The 21,585-nt window shown below is 73.9% G+C and carries 16 protein-coding genes; 4 read left to right on the top strand and 12 right to left on the bottom strand.

Features of this window, described 5'->3' with window-relative positions:
• Positions 1-62 precede the first annotated feature (62 nt).
• Genes hrpA through GGG17_RS06870 form a run of 3 tightly spaced genes read right to left on the bottom strand, consistent with a single transcriptional unit; the run spans position 63 to position 6,810 of the window.
• Entirely contained in the window at positions 63-4,055 is a 3,993-nt protein-coding gene (gene hrpA / locus GGG17_RS06880; protein ID WP_311966484.1) for an ATP-dependent RNA helicase HrpA, read from the bottom strand.
• Between the two features lie 38 nt (positions 4,056-4,093).
• Positions 4,094-6,109, bottom strand: coding sequence for a DUF6541 family protein (locus GGG17_RS06875; protein WP_154593015.1), 2,016 nt, complete (start codon positions 6,107-6,109; stop codon positions 4,094-4,096).
• A 5-nt stretch (positions 6,110-6,114) separates the two neighbouring features.
• Positions 6,115-6,810 carry a hemerythrin domain-containing protein gene (locus tag GGG17_RS06870; RefSeq protein ID WP_154593014.1) on the bottom strand — a complete coding sequence of 232 codons (696 nt, stop codon included), beginning with the start codon at positions 6,808-6,810 and terminating at the stop codon, positions 6,115-6,117.
• Positions 6,811-6,921: 111 nt separating this feature from the next.
• On the opposite strand from GGG17_RS06870, the gene GGG17_RS06865 reads away from it, so the two are divergent.
• The 4 genes from GGG17_RS06865 to GGG17_RS06850 all read left to right on the top strand — a co-directional run bounded on the left by GGG17_RS06865 (position 6,922) and on the right by GGG17_RS06850 (position 12,363).
• Positions 6,922-7,611: a helix-turn-helix transcriptional regulator gene (locus GGG17_RS06865; protein ID WP_230082784.1), complete on the top strand. Its 690-nt coding sequence runs from the start codon at positions 6,922-6,924 to the stop codon at positions 7,609-7,611.
• Between the two features lie 67 nt (positions 7,612-7,678).
• Positions 7,679-8,545, top strand: coding sequence for an alpha/beta fold hydrolase (locus GGG17_RS06860; RefSeq protein WP_154593012.1), 867 nt, complete (start codon positions 7,679-7,681; stop codon positions 8,543-8,545).
• Between the two features lie 52 nt (positions 8,546-8,597).
• Complete coding sequence (locus GGG17_RS06855) at positions 8,598-10,475, top strand: AMP-dependent synthetase/ligase (protein ID WP_154593011.1); 1,878 nt, start codon at positions 8,598-8,600, stop codon at positions 10,473-10,475.
• Positions 10,476-10,569: 94 nt separating this feature from the next.
• A complete protein-coding gene (locus GGG17_RS06850) occupies positions 10,570-12,363 on the top strand; it encodes an AMP-dependent synthetase/ligase (RefSeq protein WP_154593010.1) in 1,794 nt (597 codons plus the stop codon).
• Here GGG17_RS06850 and GGG17_RS06845 read toward each other — a convergent pair.
• From GGG17_RS06845 to serA, 9 genes are all read right to left on the bottom strand, one after another.
• Entirely contained in the window at positions 12,349-13,140 is a 792-nt protein-coding gene (locus tag GGG17_RS06845) for an aminoacyl-tRNA hydrolase (RefSeq protein ID WP_230082766.1), read from the bottom strand. The genes GGG17_RS06850 and GGG17_RS06845 overlap by 15 nt on opposite strands.
• Before the next feature lie 31 nt (positions 13,141-13,171).
• A complete protein-coding gene (locus tag GGG17_RS06840; RefSeq protein ID WP_154593009.1) occupies positions 13,172-13,954 on the bottom strand; it encodes a hypothetical protein in 783 nt (260 codons plus the stop codon).
• Between the two features lie 261 nt (positions 13,955-14,215).
• Positions 14,216-14,692, bottom strand: a complete 477-nt coding sequence (locus tag GGG17_RS06835) for a hypothetical protein (protein ID WP_154593008.1) — start codon at positions 14,690-14,692, stop codon at positions 14,216-14,218.
• Between the two features lie 413 nt (positions 14,693-15,105).
• The gene (locus GGG17_RS17125) at positions 15,106-15,948 is read right to left on the bottom strand and encodes an ATP-binding cassette domain-containing protein (protein WP_154593007.1); all 843 of its coding nucleotides are present in this window, start codon (positions 15,946-15,948) and stop codon (positions 15,106-15,108) included.
• Complete coding sequence (locus GGG17_RS17120) at positions 15,945-16,949, bottom strand: ABC transporter ATP-binding protein (protein ID WP_154593006.1); 1,005 nt, start codon at positions 16,947-16,949, stop codon at positions 15,945-15,947. Before GGG17_RS17120 ends, GGG17_RS17125 begins: the two co-directional genes overlap by 4 nt.
• A complete protein-coding gene (locus tag GGG17_RS06820) occupies positions 16,946-17,782 on the bottom strand; it encodes an ABC transporter permease (RefSeq protein WP_154593005.1) in 837 nt (278 codons plus the stop codon). The genes GGG17_RS17120 and GGG17_RS06820 overlap by 4 nt, the downstream gene beginning before the upstream one ends.
• Positions 17,779-18,729 carry an ABC transporter permease gene (locus GGG17_RS06815; protein WP_154593004.1) on the bottom strand — a complete coding sequence of 317 codons (951 nt, stop codon included), beginning with the start codon at positions 18,727-18,729 and terminating at the stop codon, positions 17,779-17,781. Before GGG17_RS06815 ends, GGG17_RS06820 begins: the two co-directional genes overlap by 4 nt.
• 25 nt (positions 18,730-18,754) lie before the next feature.
• A complete protein-coding gene (locus GGG17_RS06810) occupies positions 18,755-20,290 on the bottom strand; it encodes an ABC transporter substrate-binding protein (protein ID WP_154593003.1) in 1,536 nt (511 codons plus the stop codon).
• A 97-nt stretch (positions 20,291-20,387) separates the two neighbouring features.
• The gene (serA, locus tag GGG17_RS06805; protein ID WP_154593002.1) at positions 20,388-21,584 is read right to left on the bottom strand and encodes a phosphoglycerate dehydrogenase; all 1,197 of its coding nucleotides are present in this window, start codon (positions 21,582-21,584) and stop codon (positions 20,388-20,390) included.
• Between the last annotated feature and the right edge of the window lies 1 nt (position 21,585).

Raw genomic sequence — 21,585 nt, 5'->3', positions numbered from 1 at the left:
GGTCCGACATCAGCCCGCCAGCACCCGGCTCTCGCCTGCCCGAGGGTCGGGCACAGGCGCGCTCAGCGGGCCTCGGCCGCGTCCATCGCCTTGTAGATCCGCTGCTCGCTCACCGGGTGCGCCGTCCCCAGCGACTGGGCGAAGAGCGACACCCGCAGCTCCTCGAGCATCCACCGGATCTCGACGACGTCCGGGGCGTCGACGCGCGCAGGCTTGAGGCTCTTGAGGAAGTCTGCGTGCTCCCGCTCCACGGTCGCCACCACGGCCTGCCGCTCGTCGTCCCGGCGCAGGTCGTCCGGCCCCTTCTGCGCCCGTATGACGATCGCGCGGACGTAGCGCTGCAGGTGCCGCAGGCGCGCCCGACCCGTCTCGGCGACGAACCCAGGATGGATCAGCGCCTCGAGCTGGCGGGTCATGTCGTCCTTCATGGCGCGCGCGGCCGGCGACAGGCGGTCCAGCGCCAGCCGGGCCTCACGGGCCGCCGCCAGGATCGGCTCAACCTGCTCGATGATCTCGATGACGCGGGCGGAGACGAGCTGGCGGACCCGGCGCAGCACCTCGGCGTACTGCTCCTGGTCCCGCACGATCCCCGCGGCACCGGTGGTGAGCGAGGGTGTCTCCGCGACGATCGAGTCGACGGTCGCGGCGAGGCAGTCGTCGAGCAGTGCGGGCACGGACCCGTGGGGGTTGTGGCCGAGGGCGATCTTCTGCTGGTTGGTGAGGACGGCGAGGACGCGCTTCCACGGCGGGGTGATGTCGAGCAGCAGCAGGCGCCGCAGGCCGAGCCGGGACGCCACCTCCGCCTCGTGCTCGGTGGCGAGCACCTGCACCGACACGGAGGTGCCGCGGTCGACGAGGGCGGGATAGCCGTGCAGGGTGCGGCCATTCTTGACGCGCTGCTCGAAGGTGGACGGCAGCTCGCCGAAGTCCCACGTGGTCAGGCCGGTTCGCTCGATCGAGGAAGCGGCGGACGCCATGGTCTGCCGGACCCTCGGGGCGAGCTGGCGCCGCAGCGACTCCAGCTCCTTGGACTCCCCGAGTGACCTGCCCCGGACGTCCTCCACGCGGAAGGTCATGCGCAGGTGGTCCGGCACCTTGGTCCAGTCCCACTCGTCGCCTCGTACGCCGAACCCGGTGCGGCTGCGCAGGGCCGCGGCGAGCTCCTCGACCAGGTCCCGCCCCGACGCCGGATCCGCCTGCGCCAGAGCGGCTCTCGCGTGGTCCGGCGCGGGCACGAAGTTCTTGCGAGTGGCCTTGGGCAAAGACTTGATCAGCGCGGTCGCGAGCTCCTCGCGCATCCCTGGCACGAGCCAGTCGAAGCCCTCGTCGCGCACCTGGTTGAGCACCTCGACGGGGATGTGGCAGGTGACCCCGTCCGCGTCGGCGCCCGGCTCGAACTGGTAGGTCAGGCGCAGCTCCAGCTCGCCCTGCCGCCAGGTCTGGGGGTAGTCAGCGCTCACGGAGGTGTCGGCGCCCTCCGCGACGACGACGTCCTCGGTGAAGGTCAGCAGGTCCGGGGTCTCGTGCCGCGCCGCCTTCCACCACGCGTCGAAGTGCCGCCCGGACACGACTGACTCGGGGATGCGGGCGTCGTAGAAGTCGAACAGCTCGTCGTCGTCGACCAGGATGTCGCGGCGGCGGGCCCGCTCCTCGAGCTCGGCGACCTCCTTGAGCAGGCGCCGGTTGTCGTGGAAGAAGTGGTGCCGCGTGTCCCAGTCGCCCTCGACGAGGGCATGCCGGATGAACAGCTCGCGCGCGAGCACGGGGTCGACGCGGCCGAGGCTGGCCTTGCGGCCCGCGACGAGGGGTATGCCGTAGAGGGTGACCCGCTCGAGGGCGACCGCGCCGGATCGCTTGCGCTCCCAGTGGGGTTCGGCATACGTCCGCTTGACCAGATGGGATCCGAGGCGCTCCGCCCAGGCCGGGTCGATGCGCGCGTTGGTGCGTGCCCACAGGCGTGTCGTCTCCACGAGCTCGGCGGCCATCACCCAGTCGGGCTGCTGGCGATGCAGCACGGAGCCGGGCTGGATGGCGAAGCGCGCACCGCGGGCCCCGGTGTACTCCCGGCGCTCCGGGTCGCGAAGCCCGATGTGTGACAACAGCCCTGACAGCATCGCCTGGTGGATCGCGTCCGGCGTGCCGGGGCTCTTGTTGGGCTCGAGGTGCAGCGCCTTGCAGGCCTGCCGGAGCTGCAGGTGCAGGTCCTGCCACTCGCGGATCCGCAGGTAGTGCAGGTACTCCTGCTTGCACATGCGCCGAAAGGCGCTGCCGCTCAGGGCCTTCTGCTGGTCGCGGAGGTAGCCCCACAGGTTGAGCCAGGTGATGAAGTCGCTGTGCTCGTCCTTGAACCTCGCGTGCTGCTGGTCCGCCTGGGCCTGCTTGTCGACCGGACGCTCGCGCGGGTCCTGGATCGACAGCGCGGCCGTGATGACGAGCACCTCTGCAAGACAGCCGTTCTCGTTGGCCTCGAGGATCATGCGTGCGAGGCGGGGGTCGACGGGCAGGGCGGCGATGGACCGGCCGTATGCCGTCAGCCCCCTGCCTCGCCCGGCGTCGCGCCCCGCCGAGTCGGCGTCGATCGCACCGATCTCGAGGAGCAGGTTGAGACCGTCCGTCACCTGGCGCGAGTCCGGCGGGTCGACGAATGGGAACCGCGCGACGTCGCCGAGCCCCAGGGAGATCATCTGCAGGATGACCGATGCGAGGTTGGTGCGCTGGATCTCGGGATCGGTGAACTCCGGTCTGGCGTCGAAGTCCTCCTCGGAGTAGAGCCGGATGCAGACGCCGTCGGCGACGCGGCCGCACCGGCCGGCACGCTGCGCGGCCGAGGCCTGCGAGACGGGCTCGATGGGCAGCCGCTGCACCTTGGTGCGCTGGCTGTAGCGCGAGATGCGGGCGACGCCGGTGTCGACGACGTAGCGGATGCCGGGGACGGTCAGGGACGTCTCGGCGACGTTGGTCGCCAGGACGACCCGACGACCGGCGTGACGCGAGAACACCCGGTGCTGCTCGGCGCTCGACAACCGGGCGTACAGCGGCAGGATCTCCGTCCCCGGCAGCCTCAGCCCCTCGAGCGCGTCTGCGGCGTCCCGGATCTCACGCTCGCCGGAGCAAAAGACGAGGACGTCCTGGTCGGACCCGTCACCGGACCCGGCCTCGGTCCACAGCTCCTCGACGGCGTCGACGATCCCGGTGACCTGGTCGACGGTCTCGAGCAGATCCCCTGCGGGAGTGAGGCGTTCGAGGGGGCGATAGCGCACCTCGACCGGGTAGGTGCGTCCGGACACCTCGATGATCGGGGCGGGTTCGCCTGCGGCGGAGGCGAAGTGCTCCGCGAACCGCTCCGGGTCGATCGTGGCCGAGGTGATGATGACCTTGAGGTCAGGTCGTCGTGGCAGCAGCTGCTTGAGGTAGCCGAGGATGAAGTCGATGTTGAGCGACCGCTCGTGCGCCTCGTCGATGATGATCGTGTCGTAGCGCCGCAGGTCCCGGTCGCGCTGGAGCTCGGCAAGCAGGATCCCGTCGGTCATGACCTTGACGAGCGTGTCCCGGGTCGAGTGGTCGCCGAAGCGGACCTGGTAGCCGACGGGTCGCTCCTCGTCCGCCGCCCGCTCCCCCGTGATGGGGTGACCCAGCTCCTCGGCGATGCGCTCGGCCACCGAGCGGGCGGCGATGCGGCGGGGCTGCGTGTGGCCGATCAGGCCATGGATCCCGCGACCCAGCTCGAGGCAGATCTTGGGGATCTGGGTGGTCTTGCCGGATCCCGTCTCACCCGCGACGACGACCACCTGGTGGTCTCGGATGGCCGCCGCGATGTCGTCCTTGCGGGCGACGACGGGCAGCTGTTCGGGATAGGTGATCTCGGGGACCAGCGCCCGACGCCGGGCCTCGCGCCCCAGCCGCCGCGCCGTGGCGGCCTCGCGCTCCTCGGCGGTGCGGGCCGGGCGCCGCCCGGAGCCCTGGCGTCCGGACCGCCGGTGCCCGGACCCCTGACGTCCGGGGCCGCGACGTCCGCGAGCGGGCTGCTCGCTGGGGTGGGGGGACTCGTCAGGCACGCTCTCCAGGATAGGCGCCCGCGCAAACCCGCCCCCCTTCAGGAGGGGGAGGGGGCAGGTGGGGCGCAGCCCGTGACCTGGTAGACCGTCACCGACCCGCCACGCCCGATCGGCTGCAGCCCGGGGACCCCCGCGAGGCCGCGGAGCCCGGCATACAGCGGATAGCGAGGGTCGTTGTCCCACACCTTGTCGGTGTCCTCCACGACATAGCCCACGTGCAGGTCACGCACCGCCCGGCACACCTGCGGCGTCATCTCGCGCAGGTGCCGGCGCAGCAGGTCGTGGTCGCCGACGAGCACCCCGCCGAAGTGCGTGAAGACGCTGGGGTGCCCGCTGAGCACCCCCGCCCACTGCCCTCCGCCGAAGGGGTCGCCCGCCACCGACAGCCCGTCCGGCCGCGCCCCCAGCACCCTCCCGTAGAGCGCCGCCTCACGCTGCGACACCACGGTCCGCCACCACGGCTGGTCCCCGTAGTTGTGGCTCACCAAGCGCTCGGACGAGGCCGCCCCCGAGGGGATCCCGGCGGCGATCGCCACCGCGACGACGACGGCCACCACCCCGCGCGCCACGGCGGGGCGGGAGGGGGCCAGGCGCGCGCCCAGCCCCACGAGCGCAGAGACCCCGGTCCCGGCGAGCACGAGGGCCGGCACGGCGAGCGGCGCCACCACGCGGTAGGGCTCGCGGTCCCACAGCGCCGTGAGCAGCGTGCCCCACCCCGACGAGATCGACGCGGCGCAGACGTACAGGCAGGCCGTCAGCACCAGCCCCACCACCAGCCAGCCACGGCGGGTGCGGCTCGCCTGCCCGGCCCCCACCGCGACGAGCAGGGCCAGCACCAGCCAGCCGGGGGTCAGGTGGGTGCCGAGGGTGAGCACCTCGCGCACGGCGTCGCCGGTATCGGTGACGGTGCGGGTCCGGCTCGTCAGCAGCGACCGGACCGTCGGCGTGCGGGCGACGAGCACCACGCCGACCCCGGCGACGAGCAGCGCCAGCCCGGTGGCCCAGGTCACGACCCGTCGGGCGTTCGGGTGGTGCCGGGCGACGTCCTGCAGCTGGCGCCACGCGGCCGGCACCAGCAGCGGCACCCCCAGGACCAGGACGCTGAGCACCGCCGACGGGTGGACCAGGGCCAGCCCGAGGCCGGCACCGGTCGCGACGACGGACCAGCCCGCCCGCCGGGTGAGCCTCACGTCGCGCCGGCAGATCACCACCAGCAGCGCCAGCAGTCCTGGGGCCAGTGCCAGGCCGGCGGCGTTGGACCACAGCACCCCGAAGTGCAGCAGGAGGGTCGGGAACACCAGCGTCACGGGCAGCATGGCCGCGACCGCCCACCGCGCCACGGGGTCGGGCCCGAGGATCTCCCGCACGAGCAGCAGCATCCCCACCGGCCACACCACGGCGGCGAGCACGAGCATGACGACGTTGAGCACCACCACGGGGTGCACGCCGGTGAGCTGGGCGACCAGCGCGGCGTGCGCGTGCAGCCCGGGGGGATAGAAGGTCGTGCTCGACGCGGGCGCCGAGGTCGCGCCGACGGAGTACCACCCGGCGTCACCGACGGCCAGGACCCGCGCCAGGGCGTTGACGTGGAAGCCCGCGTCGTGCGACTGCTGGAGGGCCGCCGGCGACGCGATCCCGCGCACGAGGACCCACCACGACCCGGCCACGGCGACGAGGACCGGGCCCACCGTCGCCAGGGCCGGGGTCCCGGCGGACCAAGGCGTCGAGAGCGGCCCGAGCCGCCCGCCCGCCGACGCCGCCTCCGGTCCTCGTGGCTCCCGACCGCCGAGACGGCGCACCACCAGGAGCGTCAGCCCGCCCAGCACCACGGTGGTGAGCAGCAGCGGTATGGCGCCCCACCGCACCCCCGTCCACGTGGTCCACGCGACGGCGGCCCCCACGACACCGGCCGATACCACCGGGGCCGCGCCGAGGATCATCCGCGGTGCGGCGCGGGCAGCGAGCAGCACGAGGGCGCCGGGGAGGACGTGGAGGACCAGGGAGACCGCTGCCACGGGCAGGGCGGCCCACCACGTCGTCCCCGCCGGCAGCACGACCCTCAGTCGACCCGGGTGACGGTGACGGCGGCCCGGTCGGCGGCCCGCTCCTCGTCGGTGCGCGCGTCGTCCGCAGCGCCGCAGCCGCCGCCGCTGCCGCACCCACCGCAGCCGCCGCCGCTGCCGCACCCGCCCGTGGGCTGGGCGTGCGATGCCTCCACGTCGGCGGCGACGTTCGCGGCGTACTGCTGGGCGAGGGCGTCGGCGGCGCGGCGGGTCTCGGCATACGCCTCGGCGGCGCCGTCCTGGGCCTCGAGCAGGCCCGCGAGCAGCTGGTCCTCCTTGGCGAGGTGCGCGCGGAGCAGGACGCGCAGGGCCTGCGCGTCGCCCGCGAGCTGGGCGGCGTCCTGGGCCGCGTTGACGGCGTCGACCAGGCCCGCGATGACGCGGTGGTCCGCCACGAGCCCCTGCACGAGCAGGGACGCCTCGGCGACCTGGGCGGCGCGGGGGTAGAGCACCTGCTCCTTGGCCACGGCGGAGGGCACGAGCTCGAACTGGCACCAGGTGGCGAGGTCGGCGTGCGCCTGCCCGAACGCGGTGGCGTCGGCTGCCCCGATCGCCCCGATCAGGGCCTCGACCGTCTGCTCGACGATCTGCGCGAGGGCGAGGTTGTCCGCCCGCAGTCCCTGCTCAGCGGTGCCTGAGCCCCCGCTGGTCGTGGTCGGTGCCGTGTCGGCGACGTCGGCGACGCTCGTCATCGCGTCAGCTCCTCACCGGGCCTTGCGGCCCGTCGTGGCCAGGGCGCCGGCTGCGGTCGCCCCGGGGGTCTTGGTGGTTCGGTCGGGGTCCCTAGACTAGTCGGCGTGTCCATGACATCTCCGCAGCGGCCGGCTCCCGGCCCGCTGCCCGGCCCCGAGGGCACCGAGCCCCAGGTGCTGACGTCGGCACGCCAGGCGGTCCTGCGGGTCCTGCGCGAGCACGCCGCCCCCATGACGGTCGACGAGGCCTCGCACGCGTGCGGCCTGCACAACAACACCGTCCGGGCACACCTGGACGCCCTGGTGGAGGCCGGGTTCGCGCGGCGCTTCCGGGCCCCGATCACGGGCCGCGGACGACCGGCCTGGCGCTACGAGGCGACGCTGGCCGGCTCCGAGGCCGGGGCGGAGTATGCCGCGCTCGCGGTCGCCCTGGCCGACCAGGTCGCCGAGCTGCCGGACGCCCGTGCCGTCGCGCACGCCGCGGGTGTCGCGTGGGGCGGCTCCCTCGCCCGCGACCGGCCCGCCCCCGCGCAGGCGTCGCCGCGCGAGCAGCTGCGGGAGGACTTCGACCGCATGGGCTTCGCGCCCGACGAGGCGTCCGCCGGGCACCAGGACCTGATCCTGCGGCAGTGCCCCATGCTCGACGCCGCCCGACGCGTCCCGCACGTCGTGTGCACCGTCCACGAGGGGCTCGCCGCCGCCCTCGTCGAGGCGGCCGGCGCAGACCCCGGCTCCGTGCGGGTGGAACCCTTCTCGGTCCCGGGAGGGTGCCTGGTGCGGATCGAGGGCGCCGGGTCCTGACACCGGGGGCCCCGAGCGCCGAGACCTGGTCGGCCGACCACCCGGTCCAGCGGTATCGTTCGACCACGTGAACGACGCCTACCGCTCCCCCGCCGCACGGGACACCGTGCGCGAGTGGTGCACCGCAGCGCTCGCCGGCTGGAGCGTGGCGCACGAGTCCCGGACCCTGAAGGTGCCGGTCCACGACACACAGGTCCACACGCACGTCGTGGCGGTGGGCGAGGGGCTGCCCCGTCTGGTGTGGCTCCCAGGGACGGCGATGAGCGCGTCGTCCAGCCTCGACCAGGTCCGCGCACTGGCGGAGCACGGGACCGTCTGGGCGCTGGACCTCCCGGGCCAGCCCGGGCTCTCCGACCCCGCTCGCCCACGACGTGACACCACCGCCTGGTACTCCGCCTGGCTCGAGGCGGCCCTGCACCTGATCACCGCCGAGTGGTCCGACGCCCGCGAGCTGACCCTGGTGGGCAGCGGGCTCGGCGCGGCCGTCTGCCTGAGCGCCGACTCTCCCGTGGTGACCGGACGATTCCTCGTCGGCCCGGGAGGGCTCCTCCCCCCGCGCACCTCCGCGGGCCAGGTCCGCGACCGGACGCGCTGGTCCCTGCGCTCGACGCCGGCGACCGCCCGGGCCGTGCTGGGCCACCTGGTCGAGCCCGGCGGCGCCATCCCGGAGGACCTCGTCGAGTGGCTGACGCTCGTGGGCCGCACCTGCAAGACCATCAACCACCCCCGTCCTGTGCCCCAGCACTACCTCGACCGGATCGACGGCGCGCCCCTGACGGTGGTGGTCGGCGAGGAGGACACCCTCGTCCCGCCGCCCGCGCTGTCGGCCATCGTCGCCCGCCGCACGAGCGCCACCGTGGTGGTCGTCGACGGCTGCGGACACCTGCTCCCCCCGGAGCGCTGGGAGCAGGTCCTGCGAGTGCTCCCCGCGTGACGCCACCGGCCCCTACGCTGGTGCCGATGCGTCCAGGACGAGGGAGCCCGCCGTGACCGAGCACCTCGCTGCCCTGGTCCTCGCCCGCGCGGACGCCCACCCCGACGCCGTGGCCCTGCGGGGACGGACCGACGAGGGGTGGGCGCAGCTGACCTACGCCGACCTCGCCGCCCAGGTGCGCCACGTCTCCCACGGCCTCATCGCCACCGGCCTGCACCCGGGCGACGCAGTGGCGATCATCGCCGACAACCGCCCGGAGTGGCTGGTGACCGAGCTCGCGGTCGTCGCGGCGGCCGGCGTCGTGGTGCGCCTCGGCCCCGCGACGCCGGTCGAGGAGCTCGCCGTGGTCCTGCGCGAGACGGAGGCGCGGGCCGCGTTCGTGGCTGGCGACGTCCTCGTGGACAGCATGCGGCGGCTGTCCGGGCGGCTGCCGTCGCTGCGCGTCGTCGTGTGCTTCGACGAGAACCCTTCCGTGGTCCCCCTCCTCGACGACTTCGTGGGCCTGTCCTTCGGCAACGCCGTGGACGACCTCGGTGCCGAGGTGGGCACCCACGGCACCTTCTCCTTCGACCGTGTGCTGGCGGCGCCGTTCGACATCGCCACGGCCGCCGAGGCCGCTCGCCGCCGCGACGCCTGGTCCCCCGACGACATCGCGTTCATCGACTACACCGTGGGGGGCGCGGGCGAGCTGCGCGGCGTCGTGCACACCCACCGCTCGGCGCTGACCACGGTCAAGGCGATCGCCGAGGCCTTGCAGGTGACCGAGCCCCTCCACGAGGTGACCACCTTGCCCCTGCACCACTCCGTGCAGCACGGCAGCAGCCTGATCGCCCTGCTGTCCGGCGGCTCGGTGTCCTGCGTGGGCGACCCCGACGACGTGCGCGACGCCATCCGTGAGCTGCGGCCGACGATGCTCATGACCTCGTTCCCGGTGCTGCGTCGGCTCGTCGACGAGGCGCTCGAGCGGGCGGGCGACGAGCTGCCCCTCGGAGCCACGCTCGTGCCCTGGTGCCGTCGCGTGTCGGTCGCCGACTCGGCGCGTCGGGCGGAGCAACGGGGGGCCGGGTCGGTGCTGGACGAGCTGCGCTTGCGCACCGCCCGCCTCCTCGTGGGCACGCGGGTCGCGCGCGAGCTCGGCGGACCCAAGGCCCTCTTCCTGGTCGCCGGTGTGGGGGCACCACCGGAGGTGATGAGCCTGCTCGAGACGGCGGGGCTCCCGGCATACCGGTGCTGGGGACCGCTCGAGTCGGGGGTCCTGGCCACGGTCAACGCCCCCCATGCCGCCAAGGACGGGTCGGTGGGCAGGCCGCTGTCGTGCCTGTCGCTGCGCATCGACGACGACGGTCAGGTGCTGCTCGCCGGGCCCGGCCTGATGCGGGGCTACTTCGGGCTGCCGGCGGAGACGGCCCGGGTGCTGCGCGACGGCTGGCTCCACACCGGTCAGATCGGCCGGGTCGACGACGACGGCTACCTGCACCTCACCAGCCGGCTCGACGACCGCATCGTCACCGAGTCGCTGCGCTACGTGTCACCACAGGTCGTCGAGGAGCGGCTGCGCTCGATGCCGATCATCGCGGACGTCGTCGTCGTGGGTGACGGCCGGCCCTGCCTGACCGCCATCGTCGAGGCGGACGTCGACCTGGCTCGCCAGGTGCGGCTGGCGGGCGGGGACCACTCCCTCGCGGACGACGAGGCGCTCGCCACCGACCCCCTCGTCGTCCGCGCCGTCGGTGACGCCATCCGGCTGGCCAACGCCTCCCTGTCCCCCGACCAGTGCATCCAGGGGTTCCGGCTGACCGCCTCCCCGCTGGGGCGTCTCGGCGGACCCGCCGCGGCCGGGTTCATGCGCCGTCAGCGGGTGGAGCGGGAGTGCGCCGCCGCGATCGAGGAGATGTACTCCTCCCTCGCCATCGCGCCCTCGCGACGCTAGCCCTCGCGACGCTCACCAGCGCCGCCGGCCGGGTCCACGGCGGGTGGCGTGGGTTATGGTGAACCCGACCACCCTCGACGGAGCTGGAGCCCCGATGCCCGTGCCTGCAAGCGACCCCGCGGGAGCCGGTGCCGCCGTCGTCCCTCCGCCCCGGTTCTCGGAGGACCACCTGGCCCGGGTCTACGCCCGGGTCGTGCGCGAGCACGCCGACCGGCCCGCGATGCGAGTCCTGGGCGACGGCGCGGTCACGCTGTCGTATGCCGAGGTGGGTCGCCGCGTCGAGGCCGTCGCCAGGGCCCTGGTGGCGTGCGGCGTGGAGCCCGGCGACCGGGTCGCGATCCTCGCCCCCAACTGCCCGGAGTGGTCCCTTGTCGACCTCGGGGCCCTGGCCGCCGGCGCCGTCCCCGTGCCGGTCTACCCGACCTCCACCCCCGACCAGGTCGCCTACGTCCTCGAGCACAGCGGGGCGACGGCGGCCTTCGTGGGTGACGCCGAGCTGCTGGGCCGGCTCGGGGACACGACGGGCTCCGGGCTGCGCCTGGTCGTCGCCTTCGACGACGCCCCCGGAGCGGAGCCCTGGTCACGGGTCATCGCGGCGCAGGACCGCGAGCACGACCACGACCTGTCGGCCGAGGTGGCCCGCCGCACGCAGGCCGGGCACGGCGACGACATCGCGACCATCATCTACACGTCGGGCACCACCGGCCGCCCCAAGGGGGTCGCGCTGTCGCACGCGACGATGCTGCACCAGCTGCACGCGGTGGACGCCTTCTTCGACATCGGCCCCCACGACTCCAGCCTCGCGTTCCTGCCGCTCTCGCACGCCCTCGAGCGCGCCTGGACCTATGCCGTCCTGTCCCACGGCGCCCTCAACACCTACGTCCGCGACCCCAAGACCGTCGCCGACCAGCTGCGGGAGGCGCGGCCGTCCGCGCTGGTGGCGGTGCCCAAGCTCTACGAGACGGTCTACTCCGTCGCGCACGCCATGGCCGACAAGAGCCCCGTGCGCCGCCGCGTCTTCGACTGGGCCTTCGGCGTGGGCCGCCGCGTGGGCGAGCTGCGCCTCGCGGGCCGGCCGATCCCGACGCACCTACAGGCCCGGCTGCGGCTCGCGGACCGGCTCGTCCTGCACAACGTGCGCGACGCCATCGGCGGCCGGAAGTCCGTCCTCGCCGTCGGCGGCGCCCCGCTCCGACCGGAGGTCGCGGAATTCTTCTGGGCCGCGGGGGTGCTCGTGTGCGAGGGCTACGGCATGACCGAGACCGGCCCGCTCATGACCTTCAACTGTCCTGGCGCCGTCCGCTTCGGCACCGTGGGACGGGTCATCCTGGGCGGTGAGCTGCGGCGCGGCGAGGAGGGCGAGCTGCTCTATCGCGGGCCCAACCTGATGGCGGGCTACTGGCGCGACGAGGAGGCCACGCGCGAGGTCATCGAGGACGGGTGGCTGCACACCGGTGACGTCGGCGAGATCGACGACGACGGCTTCGTCCGGATCACCGACCGGCTCAAGGACCTCATCGTCACGCAGCAGGGCAAGAACATCGCCCCCGCCCCGATCGAGTCCCGCATCGCCGAGCACCCGGGCGTCGAGCACGCCGTCGTGATCGGCGACCGACGCGTCTGCCTCGTGGCGCTGGTCCAGCCCGGTCCCGACGCCGGGGACGACGTCCTCGCGGACGTGCGTCGTCACGTCCAGGCCCTCAACGCGGACCTGCCCCACCAGGAGCAGGTCCGCGGCGTGGAGCTGCTGGCCGAGCCGCTGACCATGGACGCCGGGCTGCTGACCCCGACCCTCAAGGTCCGTCGGCGTGCCGTCGAGGAGAGGTTCGCCGAGCAGATCGACCGGATGTATGACGAGATCCGGCGTGCGCGGTCAGCGGGCCGCTGACCACCAGGCCCGCACCGTCTCGGTGGGACCGTCGAGCTCGGTGAAGCCCGCGTCGACCACGGTCACGGGGGCGTCGGCGCACGCTCGCCAGCCGGCCTCGTCGGGCCTGGCGACCTGCACGCGGTAGCCGTCCTCGGCCCAGGCCGGCAGCGACGGGTCGCCCTGTGTCCGCATCGTCTCCCAGGCGAGCTGGGCGCCGTGGCCGCACTGGGCGGCCGCCTTGCCGCTGGTCATCTCGGCGAGCGGCGACAGGGCCACCGTCACGACGGCCGCTGGACGGGCGTCCCGCTGGGCGGGCGTCGTGGGGGGAAAGGTCGTCCCGCTCACCTGCAGGGCGTCCAGCTCCGGCGGCAGGGGCCGGGTCGGCATGGGGACGTAGGCCCGCACCGCCGCCGCACCGTCCGTCACCGTCACGCCCGGCACCACCTGCGCGCGCTCCCACCGCACCCCGCGGGCGCGACGCACGAGCTTGCGGATGCGGCCGTCCCGCCAGCGCCGGACGGGCGCGGACCACTCACCGCGCTCGGCCCGGGAATCGGCCAGAAGCGTGACGACGGCGCGGGCGGTGGTGGCCGCCACGAGGTCCTCGTCCGGGAGCGCCGCCTTGTCGTGGCGCACGACCACCTGCATGGCCCATGGCACGTCGGTCTCGGCGTCGTGGGCGATACCGCGGGCGTCGGCATCATCAGCATCGGCATCAGCATCGATGTCGACGTCGATGTCGGCGTCGATGTCGATGTCGGGGCGAGCGACGGGCTGGTGGTCGGGCGCGGCCATGAGGTCCTCTCGGGAGACGGTACCTCTCAGGCTAGTGCGCTCGCGGCCCGGTCCCCTGGCGCGCGCGGCGCCCCGGCTCGTGCTGGGCCCCCCGGCCCGGTGCAGTCGGGCGCGCCGCAGGTCTGGCCCGTCGCACCCCGGGCGGGGCGTCCTCGGCGCGGGGGCCTGGTCCGGCGCCTGCGCGGGAGCGCCGTGGCGGGGTCGATCGGACCTCGTGCCCCTCGGCTCGGCCCTGGGGCCCGTATGTCGCGCCGCGCCCTCGCCCCGAGGACGTCGTCGCACCGGGGCCGGTCGTGGTCCGTGGGAGACGCAGGCCGACGACACCCCTCGGGGGACCGGCGAGCGGGGCCCTCAGGACCGGCGGTGCGGCGACGCGGGGCGGCGCGGCCGACGAGGCTGCGGCCGACAAGGCTGTGGCCGGCGCCGGCCGGGTCTGGTCCCCCGTCGGGGTCGTGCGTGCGGTGACCCGCACCCCGGCCGAGGCGGACGGCGCCATCGTGTCGGCCGTCCGCGCGACGCGGGGGGTGGCGGAACCGGCGGCGGAGCGAGCCGCCACCGTGCCGGGTGCGGAGGTCGTGCGTGGCGTCCGCGTGGCGCCGCGCACCTGGAGGTGGGCGGCGGGTGCCGGTCCCGCGGCAGGCACGAGACCGCGCAGGTCGACGCCGGGTCGGGACGCGAGGCCGGCGACCGCCGCGGTCAGGACGACGGCGGTCAGCAGCACCACACCGCCCACGACGACGGACCGGACCGTGCTGCCCTGCTCAGGATCGACCTCGGCCTCGGCATACACCGCACTGCGGTGCAGCGGGGCCATCGGGTCGACGACGGGGCCGTCGAAGCGAGCCAGGGGTCTGCGGGGCCCTCGGCCCACCACGGCTGCTCGATCATGACTTCCTCTCGAAAGAGGCGCGACGCGGGGCTGGCGTCGGGACACATCATCGTCCCCGTCATTCACCGAGCGTGCGCACCCATGGCCTCGTCGTCATCCGTTCACCCGGACGACCCCCCACCACGGCGGACAATACCGGACAGTAGGGGCAATCGCCAGAGGTGGTTGAACGAAGACCGACCGCCCTCAGGCGACCCGGCGACGCGGTCGCAGCACCGCGCGCACCGCGGCGCCCACCACGCGGTCATCGTCGTCGAGCCCACCCGGCAGGTGATCCGGCACGGCGTCGTCCGCCTCGGCCAGGTAGGCCATGGCGGTCGCGAGGACGATGCGCTCCTCGTCGCCGAGGTGCTGCCACCCGGCCATCAGGGCCATGAGGTCGTTGGCCAGCTCACGCAACCGGTCGGCGGAGCCGGGCATGAGCACCACGTGCCGCTCCAGCCGGTGCGACAGGTCGAGCATCGCTACGTCGTCCGCGGGGCGCACGAGCGGCTCGAGGTCCTCCCACAGGTCGGCCAGCTCGTCGCGGAAGCTCTGGAGCGCCGAGGTGGCCGTGAGGGTGGTGTCGAGCCGTGATCCTGCGCGACCGTCCCCCGTCGTGCCGAGCTCGGTCGTGGGGCGGGCCGTCGTGCCCGCGTCGTGGGTGCCGTCGGTGGTCCTCACGCCCTCGACCCTAGGCCGGACGCCTGGGGATCCGCTGGAGATCCGCCGCATTCCCCTCGGGCCTGATCGATCAACCGCAGTGCAGGTGCTCCTGCACCAGGGCGGCCAGGGCGCCGGCGTCGCCGAGGAGTCGTGCGGACAGGTCTTCGTCCTGGTAGGCCGCAGCATGGCCGCCTGGGCGTCGATCAGGCCGGGAGGGAACACGCCCCCTCCTCGTCGGCCTCCCGATCGGCGAGCAGCGCCTCCGCCGAGCGCGCGGACGAGGGGGTGGGGCATCAGGGAACGGTCGATGTCGTGCATGCCGGCTCCTGGGAGGCGGCCGCCGGGTGGGGCGGCCGAGGTGGTGTGGCGCGTCGTCGTGCGACACCCCCATCGTGCCCACCGGCCCCGGCGCCACCTCCCCCGGGGTGGACCTAATCCGGCCTGCCGGCGGCGAGGTCCGCGGCCGTCACGCCGGCGAGCGCGCGCCGCACCGACGGGACCGCCGCGACGAGGCGCCGGGTGTAGGCGTGCTGCGGGTCGTCGTAGACCTGCGCCGTCGGCCCGCTCTCGACCAGCTGCCCCTCGTGCATCACGGCGACGCGGTCGCACACGTGCCGCACCACGGTCAGGTCGTGCGAGACGAAGACCAGGGTCAGCGCCAGCTCGCGGACCAGATCGTCGATGACGCCCAGCACCTGCGCCCGCACGGACACGTCCAGGGCCGAGACGGGCTCGTCGGCGAGGAGTATGCCGGGCGACGGCGCCAGCGCCCGCGCGATCGCGATGCGCTGCCGCTGCCCCCCGGAGAACTGGTGGGGGTAGCGCCGCGCGGCGTCGGGCGTCAGGCCCACGGACGACAGCAGCTCGGCGACCCGCGCGTCGACGTCGAGGGTGCGCCCGAGCCCGAGGGCATGCAGCGGCTCGGCGACGATGGTGCCGACCCGGTGGCGCGGGTCCAGCGAGCTCATCGGGTCCTGGAAGACGACCTGCAGGCGGTGGCGCAGCCAGGCCAGCTCACGGTCGGAGGCACGGGTGACGTCGCGGCCGTCGACGGCCACGGTGCCGCCGGTCGCGCGGTCGAGCCCGGCGACGATGCGCAGCAGGGTGGACTTGCCGGAGCCGGACTCCCCCACGATGCCGAGCTTCTCCCCCGGCGCGACCTCGAGGCTCACCCCGCGCAGCGCCCGGACGACCGGGGCGGGCTCGAGCAGGCGGCGACGCGGGCGGGGGTAGTCCCGCGTGAGCTCGCGCACCGCGATGGCCGGGGGCGTCATACGACCGTCTCCGACCGCGCGGGGTGGTGGCAGGCGAAACCGCGCGCCGCCAGGCCCTCGGGGTCGCTCGGCCCGCCGCCCTCCACGGTCCAGGGCGGCGTCGTGCGGCACTCGTCCGTGGCCTTCCAGCAGCGCGTGCGGAACACGCAGCCGTCCGGGAGCTCCCCCGCGGGCGGCACGGAGCCCGCGATGGTGCGAAGGCGCCCGGTCGCAGGGTCGACCGCGAGGTCGCAGGCCGCGAGCAGTCCCTGGGTGTAGCGGTGGCGAGGGCGCCGGAACACCTCCTCGACGGGGCCGGCCTCGACGATGCGCCCGGCGTACATCACGGCGACGGACTCGCACACGGTCGCCACGACGGCGAGGTCGTGGGTGATGAAGAGCAGGGCGGCGTCCCGGGACTCGACGCCCCGCACGACCAGGTCGAGCACCTGTGCCTGCACCGTCACGTCGAGCGCGGTCGTGGGCTCGTCGCAGATGAGCAGCGCCGGGTCGTTGGCTAGGGCGATGGCGAGCACGACCCGCTGGCGCTGGCCGCCGGACAGCTGGTGCGGATAGGCCCGGGCGAGGTTCGCGGGGTCGGGCAGGCGCACGGCGTCGAGCAGCTCGACGGCTCGGGCCCGGGCCGCCGACCGGGACGGCTGGGTCCCGTGGATGGTCATGGCCTCGGCCACCTGGTCGCCGACGCGCATCGTGGGGTTGAGCGCGGTGAGGGGCTCCTGGAAGACCATGGCGACGTCACGGCCCCGCACCCGCGACAGCTCCTCCTCGGAGGCGCCGACGACGTCGTGCGGCACCCCGGCCAGCCGGATCGACCCGCTGGCGTGCAGCGACCTCGGCAGCAGCCCCATGATGGCCAGGGAGGTGATCGACTTGCCGGAGCCCGACTCGCCGATCAGCCCGACCCGCTCGCCCGGCGCGATCGTGAGCGACACGTCGTCGAGCAGCCGGGTGCCGCCCGCGTCGATGGCCAGCCCCGTGATCGCGAGCACGTGACCGCTCATCGTCGGTCTTCCATCGTCGGATCGAGCAGGTCGCGCAAACCATCGCCCAGGAGGTTGAAGCCGAGGACGGCCGCCGCGATCGCGAGGCCCGGGATCCACGCGAGCCGCGGGGTCTGCCAGAGGGTGGCCTGGCTGTCGTAGAGCATGCGGCCCCAGCTCGGCACGTCCGGCGGTGTCCCGACCCCGAGGTAGGACAGGCCCGCCTCGGCGAGGATCGCCATCCCGAAGGCCACCGAGGACTGCACGACCACCAGGTTGGCGACGCCGGGCAGCACGTGGTGCCAGGCGATCCCGCGGGGCGTGCGGCCGGCGGAACGGGCAGCGAGGACATACTCGCGCTGCATGATCGACAGCACGCCCGACCGCGTCACCCTCGCGAAGGTCGGGATGGAGGCGATGCCGATCGCGACCATCGCCACCGTGGTCGAGCCGCCCCGCACGGCCGCGAGCATGATCGCCAGCAGCAGGGCGGGGAACGCCAGCAGCAGGTCGTTGGCGCGCATCACGAGGCGCCCGACGAGCCCGCCGCGCATCCCGGCGAGGACGCCGAGCGGCACCCCGACGACGGCGGCCAGCCCGACCGCGACGATGCCGACCAGCAGGGTCGTGCGGGCGCCCACCATGAGGCGGGACAGCTCGTCCTGGCCCAGCCGGTCGGTGCCGAGCGGGTAGCCGGGCATGGGTCCGCGCAGGGCCACGGACCCGTCGGTGAGCCCCGGCGGGTGCGGGGTCCAGACGAAGCTGACCAGGGCGGTGAGCACGACGAGCCCCACCAGGACGGCGCCGACGACGAGGGATGCGTCTGCCCGTCGGCCGCGGGCCCGGGCGCTCATCGGGTGCCCGTCCGCAGGCGCGGGTCGAGCACGAGGTAGAGCAGGTCCACGAGCAGGTTGATCAGCAGCACCGCCACGACCAGGACCATGACGACGTCCTGGACGACGACGAGGTCACGGGTGCCGACGCTGTCCAGCAGCAACGAGCCCAGCCCCGGTATGACGAACACCCGCTCGACGACGACCGCCCCGATGAGCGTCGTCGCCAGCTGCAGCCCGAGGACGGTCATGACGGGCACCGACGCGTTGCGCAGGCCGTGCCGCACGAGCGCCGGCCCGGGACGCAGGCCCTTGGCCCGGGCGGTCCGCAGGTAGTCCTCGTGCAGCACGTCGAGGATCGCGGACCGCACGTAGCGGGCGAGCACGGCCGCCTGCACGATGCCGAGCGACAGCGCGGGCAGGATCAGCTGCCGGACGAACATCACGGGGTCCCGCGCGGGCGGCGTCCACCCGTTGGCCGGGAGCCAGCGCAGCTGCACGGAGACGTGGCTGATGAGGAGCACGCCGACGAGGAACGCCGGCACGGCCACCCCGACCTGGGACAGCGCGGCGAGCACGACACCGGCCGGCCGTCGGTGGTGCAGCGCCGTGAGGGTGCCGAGCGGTAGGGCGACCACCACCGCCACCACCATCGCGGCGAGCACGAGGAGCATGGACACCTGGAGGCGGTCGGCGACCTGCGGGGCGATGTCGGCGCGGGAGACGTAGGACCGGCCGAGGTCGCCGGTCACGAGTCCGCGCAACCACTCGGCATACTGCACGACCAGCGGTCGGTCGAGCCCGAGCTCGTGCCGCAGCGCGGTCACGGCCTCCTCGGTCGCGTTGGTGCCGAGAGCCACCCTGGCGGGGTCGCCCGGCAACAGCACCATGAAGCCGAAGACGAGGACGCTGCTGACGAGCAGGGACACGAGGAAGGTCCCGACGCGGCGCAGCAGTCCGAGGAGCATGGGGCGTGGGGTCGGCGGGCCGGCGTCAGGACCGCGACAGGTGCGCGAGATCGAGGGTCTCGCCCACGGCGTTGGTCGGCAGGCCCTGGATGTCCTTGTCGGCGACGACGAGGTTGGGCATGAGGAAGAGCACGTCCGAGGCCGCGTCCTCGGCGGTGAGGCGGGCGACCTCCTTCATGTGCTCGACCTGTTGGGCCTCGGTGCCCGCGTCGGCGGCGGCGAGCTCGGCCTGGACCGCCTTGTTGTCGTACCTCGTGTAGTAGTCCGGGTTGCCGAACATCCGGCCGATGTCTCGGGGCTCGACGTGCGCGACGATCGTCAGGTCGTAGTCCGCGCCCTTGAACACGTCGGACAGCCAGGTCGGGAAGTCCATCTGGTCGATGGTCACCTTGAGCCCGGCCTGCTCGAGGTCGGACTTGACCACCTGGCCGCAGGTCGTGGCGTAGGGCGCCGCCGGCAGGCGCAGGCGCAGCGTCCGGCCGGCCGCGCCGGCGTCCTTGAGCGCCTGGGTGGCCTTGGCGCGGTCGAACGGCGCGACGCCCGTGAGGTCTTGGTACCACGGGTCGGTGGGCGGGACCATCGCGCCGAGGAGCGTGCCGTGCCCGGCCCAGCAGGTCTGCAGCAGCGACCTGTGGTCGATGGCCTGACGGATCGCCTGGCGGACGGCCCTGTCCTTGAGGAGCGGGCGAGAGGTGTTCATCGTGAGCATGACCTCGCCGTTGGTCGTGCCCTCGATCACGCGGTAGCGGTCGTTGGTGGTGAACTGCTGCAGCGACTCGGGCGACTGGACCGTGCCGATCACGTCGATGGTGCCGGACAGCAGGGCGTTGTTGAGCGCCGCCGCGTCCTTGATGTAGCGCAGAGTCACCTGCCCGAAGTACGGCTTGGCGCCGTGGTAGGCGTCGTTGCGGCGCAGCACGATGGCGTCGCCGCGGCGCCACTCACCGAGGGTGTAGGGACCGGTGCCGACGGGTGTGGTGGCGAGCTCGGCGACACCGGTGCGGCTGAAGACGGCGCCGACGCGCGTGGTCATCGCGTAGAGCCAGGAGTTGCTGGGGCGCGAGAGCGTGACCTGGACCTTGGTGGGCGAGAGCGCCGTGGCCGAGCTCACCACGTCCATGGACCGCTTCACCGCGACGGCCCAGTCGGTCTTGACCCGGTTGATGGAGAAGACGACGTCGTCGGCGGTCAGCGGTGCGCCGTTGCTGAACCTCGCGCCCTGCACCAGATCGAAGGTGTAGGTCCGGCGGTCGGGGCTGATGGTCCAGCTCGTGGCGAGGGAGGGCTGGATGGCGCCCTTCTCGTCGACCTTGACCAGGCCCTCGTAGACGTTGCCGAGCAGCGCCTGGGCGATGGCGGCGCCGTCGGACCGGGTGAAGTCCATGCTCGTGGGCTCGAGCACCAGACCGATGGCGACGCTCTGGCCGGACGCGCCCCCACCGCTGCCCGTGGCGCTCCCGCTCGACCCGGTCGAGGAGGAGCCGGCGTTGCACGCCGTCAGCGCGAGGACGCTCGCGGTGGCGACGGCGGCGAGCGCGCGTCGGCGGAACTGCTGGGTCATGCGCGTCTCCTGCTCACGGGTGGTGCTGCCGGCCCCGCCTGCGTCGGCGCCGTGGGTGCGCCAAGTCTGACACGGCGTGCCGGGCCGTCCGGCGAGGTCAGTCGATGACGCGCAGCCGGATGGTCTCGGGCAGGTCGTGCAGCTCCGCCAGGGCGTCCTCGTTGAGGGGCGAGTCGACGTCGGTCACGACATACCCCACGTGGCCCTGGGTGCCGAGGAGCTGGCCCCCGATGTTGACGCCGTGCGAGGCAAGGATGTGGTTGACCTTGGCGAGGACCCCGGGGGTGTTGGTGTGGAAGTGGGTGAGCCGGTGGTCGCCGGGGACGTGCTGCAGCGTCAGCGCCGGCAGGTTGACCGACAGGGTGGTCGTGCCATAGCTGACGTAGTCGCGCAGCTTGCCGGCGACGAACCGGCCGATGTCCTCCTGCGCCTCCTCGGTCGAGCCGCCGACGTGCGGGGTGAGCACCGTGTTGGGCAGGCCCTGGAGCGGGGAGGTGAACGGGTCCCCCGACTTCTTGGGCTCGACCGGGAACACGTCGACCGCGGCGCCCGCGATGTGCCCCGACTGCAGGCCGTCGCGCAGCGCCTCGTAGTCCACGAGGAAGCCGCGCGAGAGGTTGAGGAACAGCGAGCGCGGTCGCATCCGCTCGAACTGCTCGCGCCCGAAGAAGCCGGCGTTGCCGTCGCGCCCGTCGACGTGCAGGGTCACGGCCTCGGCGATGTCGAGCAGCTCCTCCAGGCTGCCGCAGCGGCGCGCGTTGCCCAGCGCGAGCCGGTCCTGGATGTCGTAGAAGTAGACCTCCATGCCGAGCATCTCGGCCACCACGGACAGCTGCGAGCCGATGTTGCCGTAGCCCACGATGCCGAGCCGACGACCCCGGATCTCGTGCGAGCCCTTGGCGTCCTTGCGCCACACGCCGTCGTGCAGCGCCCGGTCCTTCTCGGTGAGGCGCCGCGCCATGACGATGATCTCGGCGAGCGCGAGCTCGACCACGGACCGGGTGTTGGAGTACGGCGCGTTGAACGCCGGGATGCCGCGCTCGGCGGCGGGGGCGAGCGCGATCTGGTTGGTCCCGATGCAGAAGGCCCCGATGGCCAGCAGGTCCTCGGCGGCCTCGACGACCGCGGGGGTCACCTCGGTCTTGGACCGTATGCCGAGAAGCTGCACGCCGCGCAGCGCCTCGACCAGCTCGGCCTCGTCCAGGGCTCCGGGACGGTGGTCGACCTCGATGCCCGCCTCGGTCAGCAGGGTCGTCGCGAGGGGGTGGACGTTCTCGAGCAGCAGGGCCTTCATG

The sequence above is a fragment of the Arsenicicoccus cauae genome, from assembly GCF_009707125.1.
In the GTDB taxonomy this organism is placed as follows: Bacteria; Actinomycetota; Actinomycetes; order Actinomycetales; family Dermatophilaceae; genus Arsenicicoccus; species Arsenicicoccus cauae.
This window is presented reverse-complemented; position numbering and strand designations above follow the sequence as displayed.

What these genes read in the sequence shown, in the direction of transcription:
- GGG17_RS17125 (WP_154593007.1), bottom strand. Translation starts at nt 15,948, where the DNA reads ATGACGCCCCCGGCCATCGCGGTGCGCGAGCTCACGCGGGACTACCCC.
- GGG17_RS06810 (WP_154593003.1), bottom strand. Translation starts at nt 20,290, where the DNA reads ATGACCCAGCAGTTCCGCCGACGCGCGCTCGCCGCCGTCGCCACCGCG.
- GGG17_RS06820 (WP_154593005.1), bottom strand. Translation starts at nt 17,782, where the DNA reads ATGAGCGCCCGGGCCCGCGGCCGACGGGCAGACGCATCCCTCGTCGTC.
- GGG17_RS06840 (WP_154593009.1), bottom strand. Translation starts at nt 13,954, where the DNA reads ATGGCCCCGCTGCACCGCAGTGCGGTGTATGCCGAGGCCGAGGTCGAT.
- serA (WP_154593002.1), bottom strand. Translation starts at nt 21,584, where the DNA reads ATGAAGGCCCTGCTGCTCGAGAACGTCCACCCCCTCGCGACGACCCTG.
- GGG17_RS17120 (WP_154593006.1), bottom strand. Translation starts at nt 16,949, where the DNA reads ATGAGCGGTCACGTGCTCGCGATCACGGGGCTGGCCATCGACGCGGGC.
- GGG17_RS06845 (WP_230082766.1), bottom strand. Translation starts at nt 13,140, where the DNA reads ATGGCCGCGCCCGACCACCAGCCCGTCGCTCGCCCCGACATCGACATC.
- GGG17_RS06870 (WP_154593014.1), bottom strand. Translation starts at nt 6,810, where the DNA reads ATGACGAGCGTCGCCGACGTCGCCGACACGGCACCGACCACGACCAGC.
- GGG17_RS06850 (WP_154593010.1), top strand. Translation starts at nt 10,570, where the DNA reads ATGCCCGTGCCTGCAAGCGACCCCGCGGGAGCCGGTGCCGCCGTCGTC.
- GGG17_RS06815 (WP_154593004.1), bottom strand. Translation starts at nt 18,729, where the DNA reads ATGCTCCTCGGACTGCTGCGCCGCGTCGGGACCTTCCTCGTGTCCCTG.
- GGG17_RS06865 (WP_230082784.1), top strand. Translation starts at nt 6,922, where the DNA reads ATGACATCTCCGCAGCGGCCGGCTCCCGGCCCGCTGCCCGGCCCCGAG.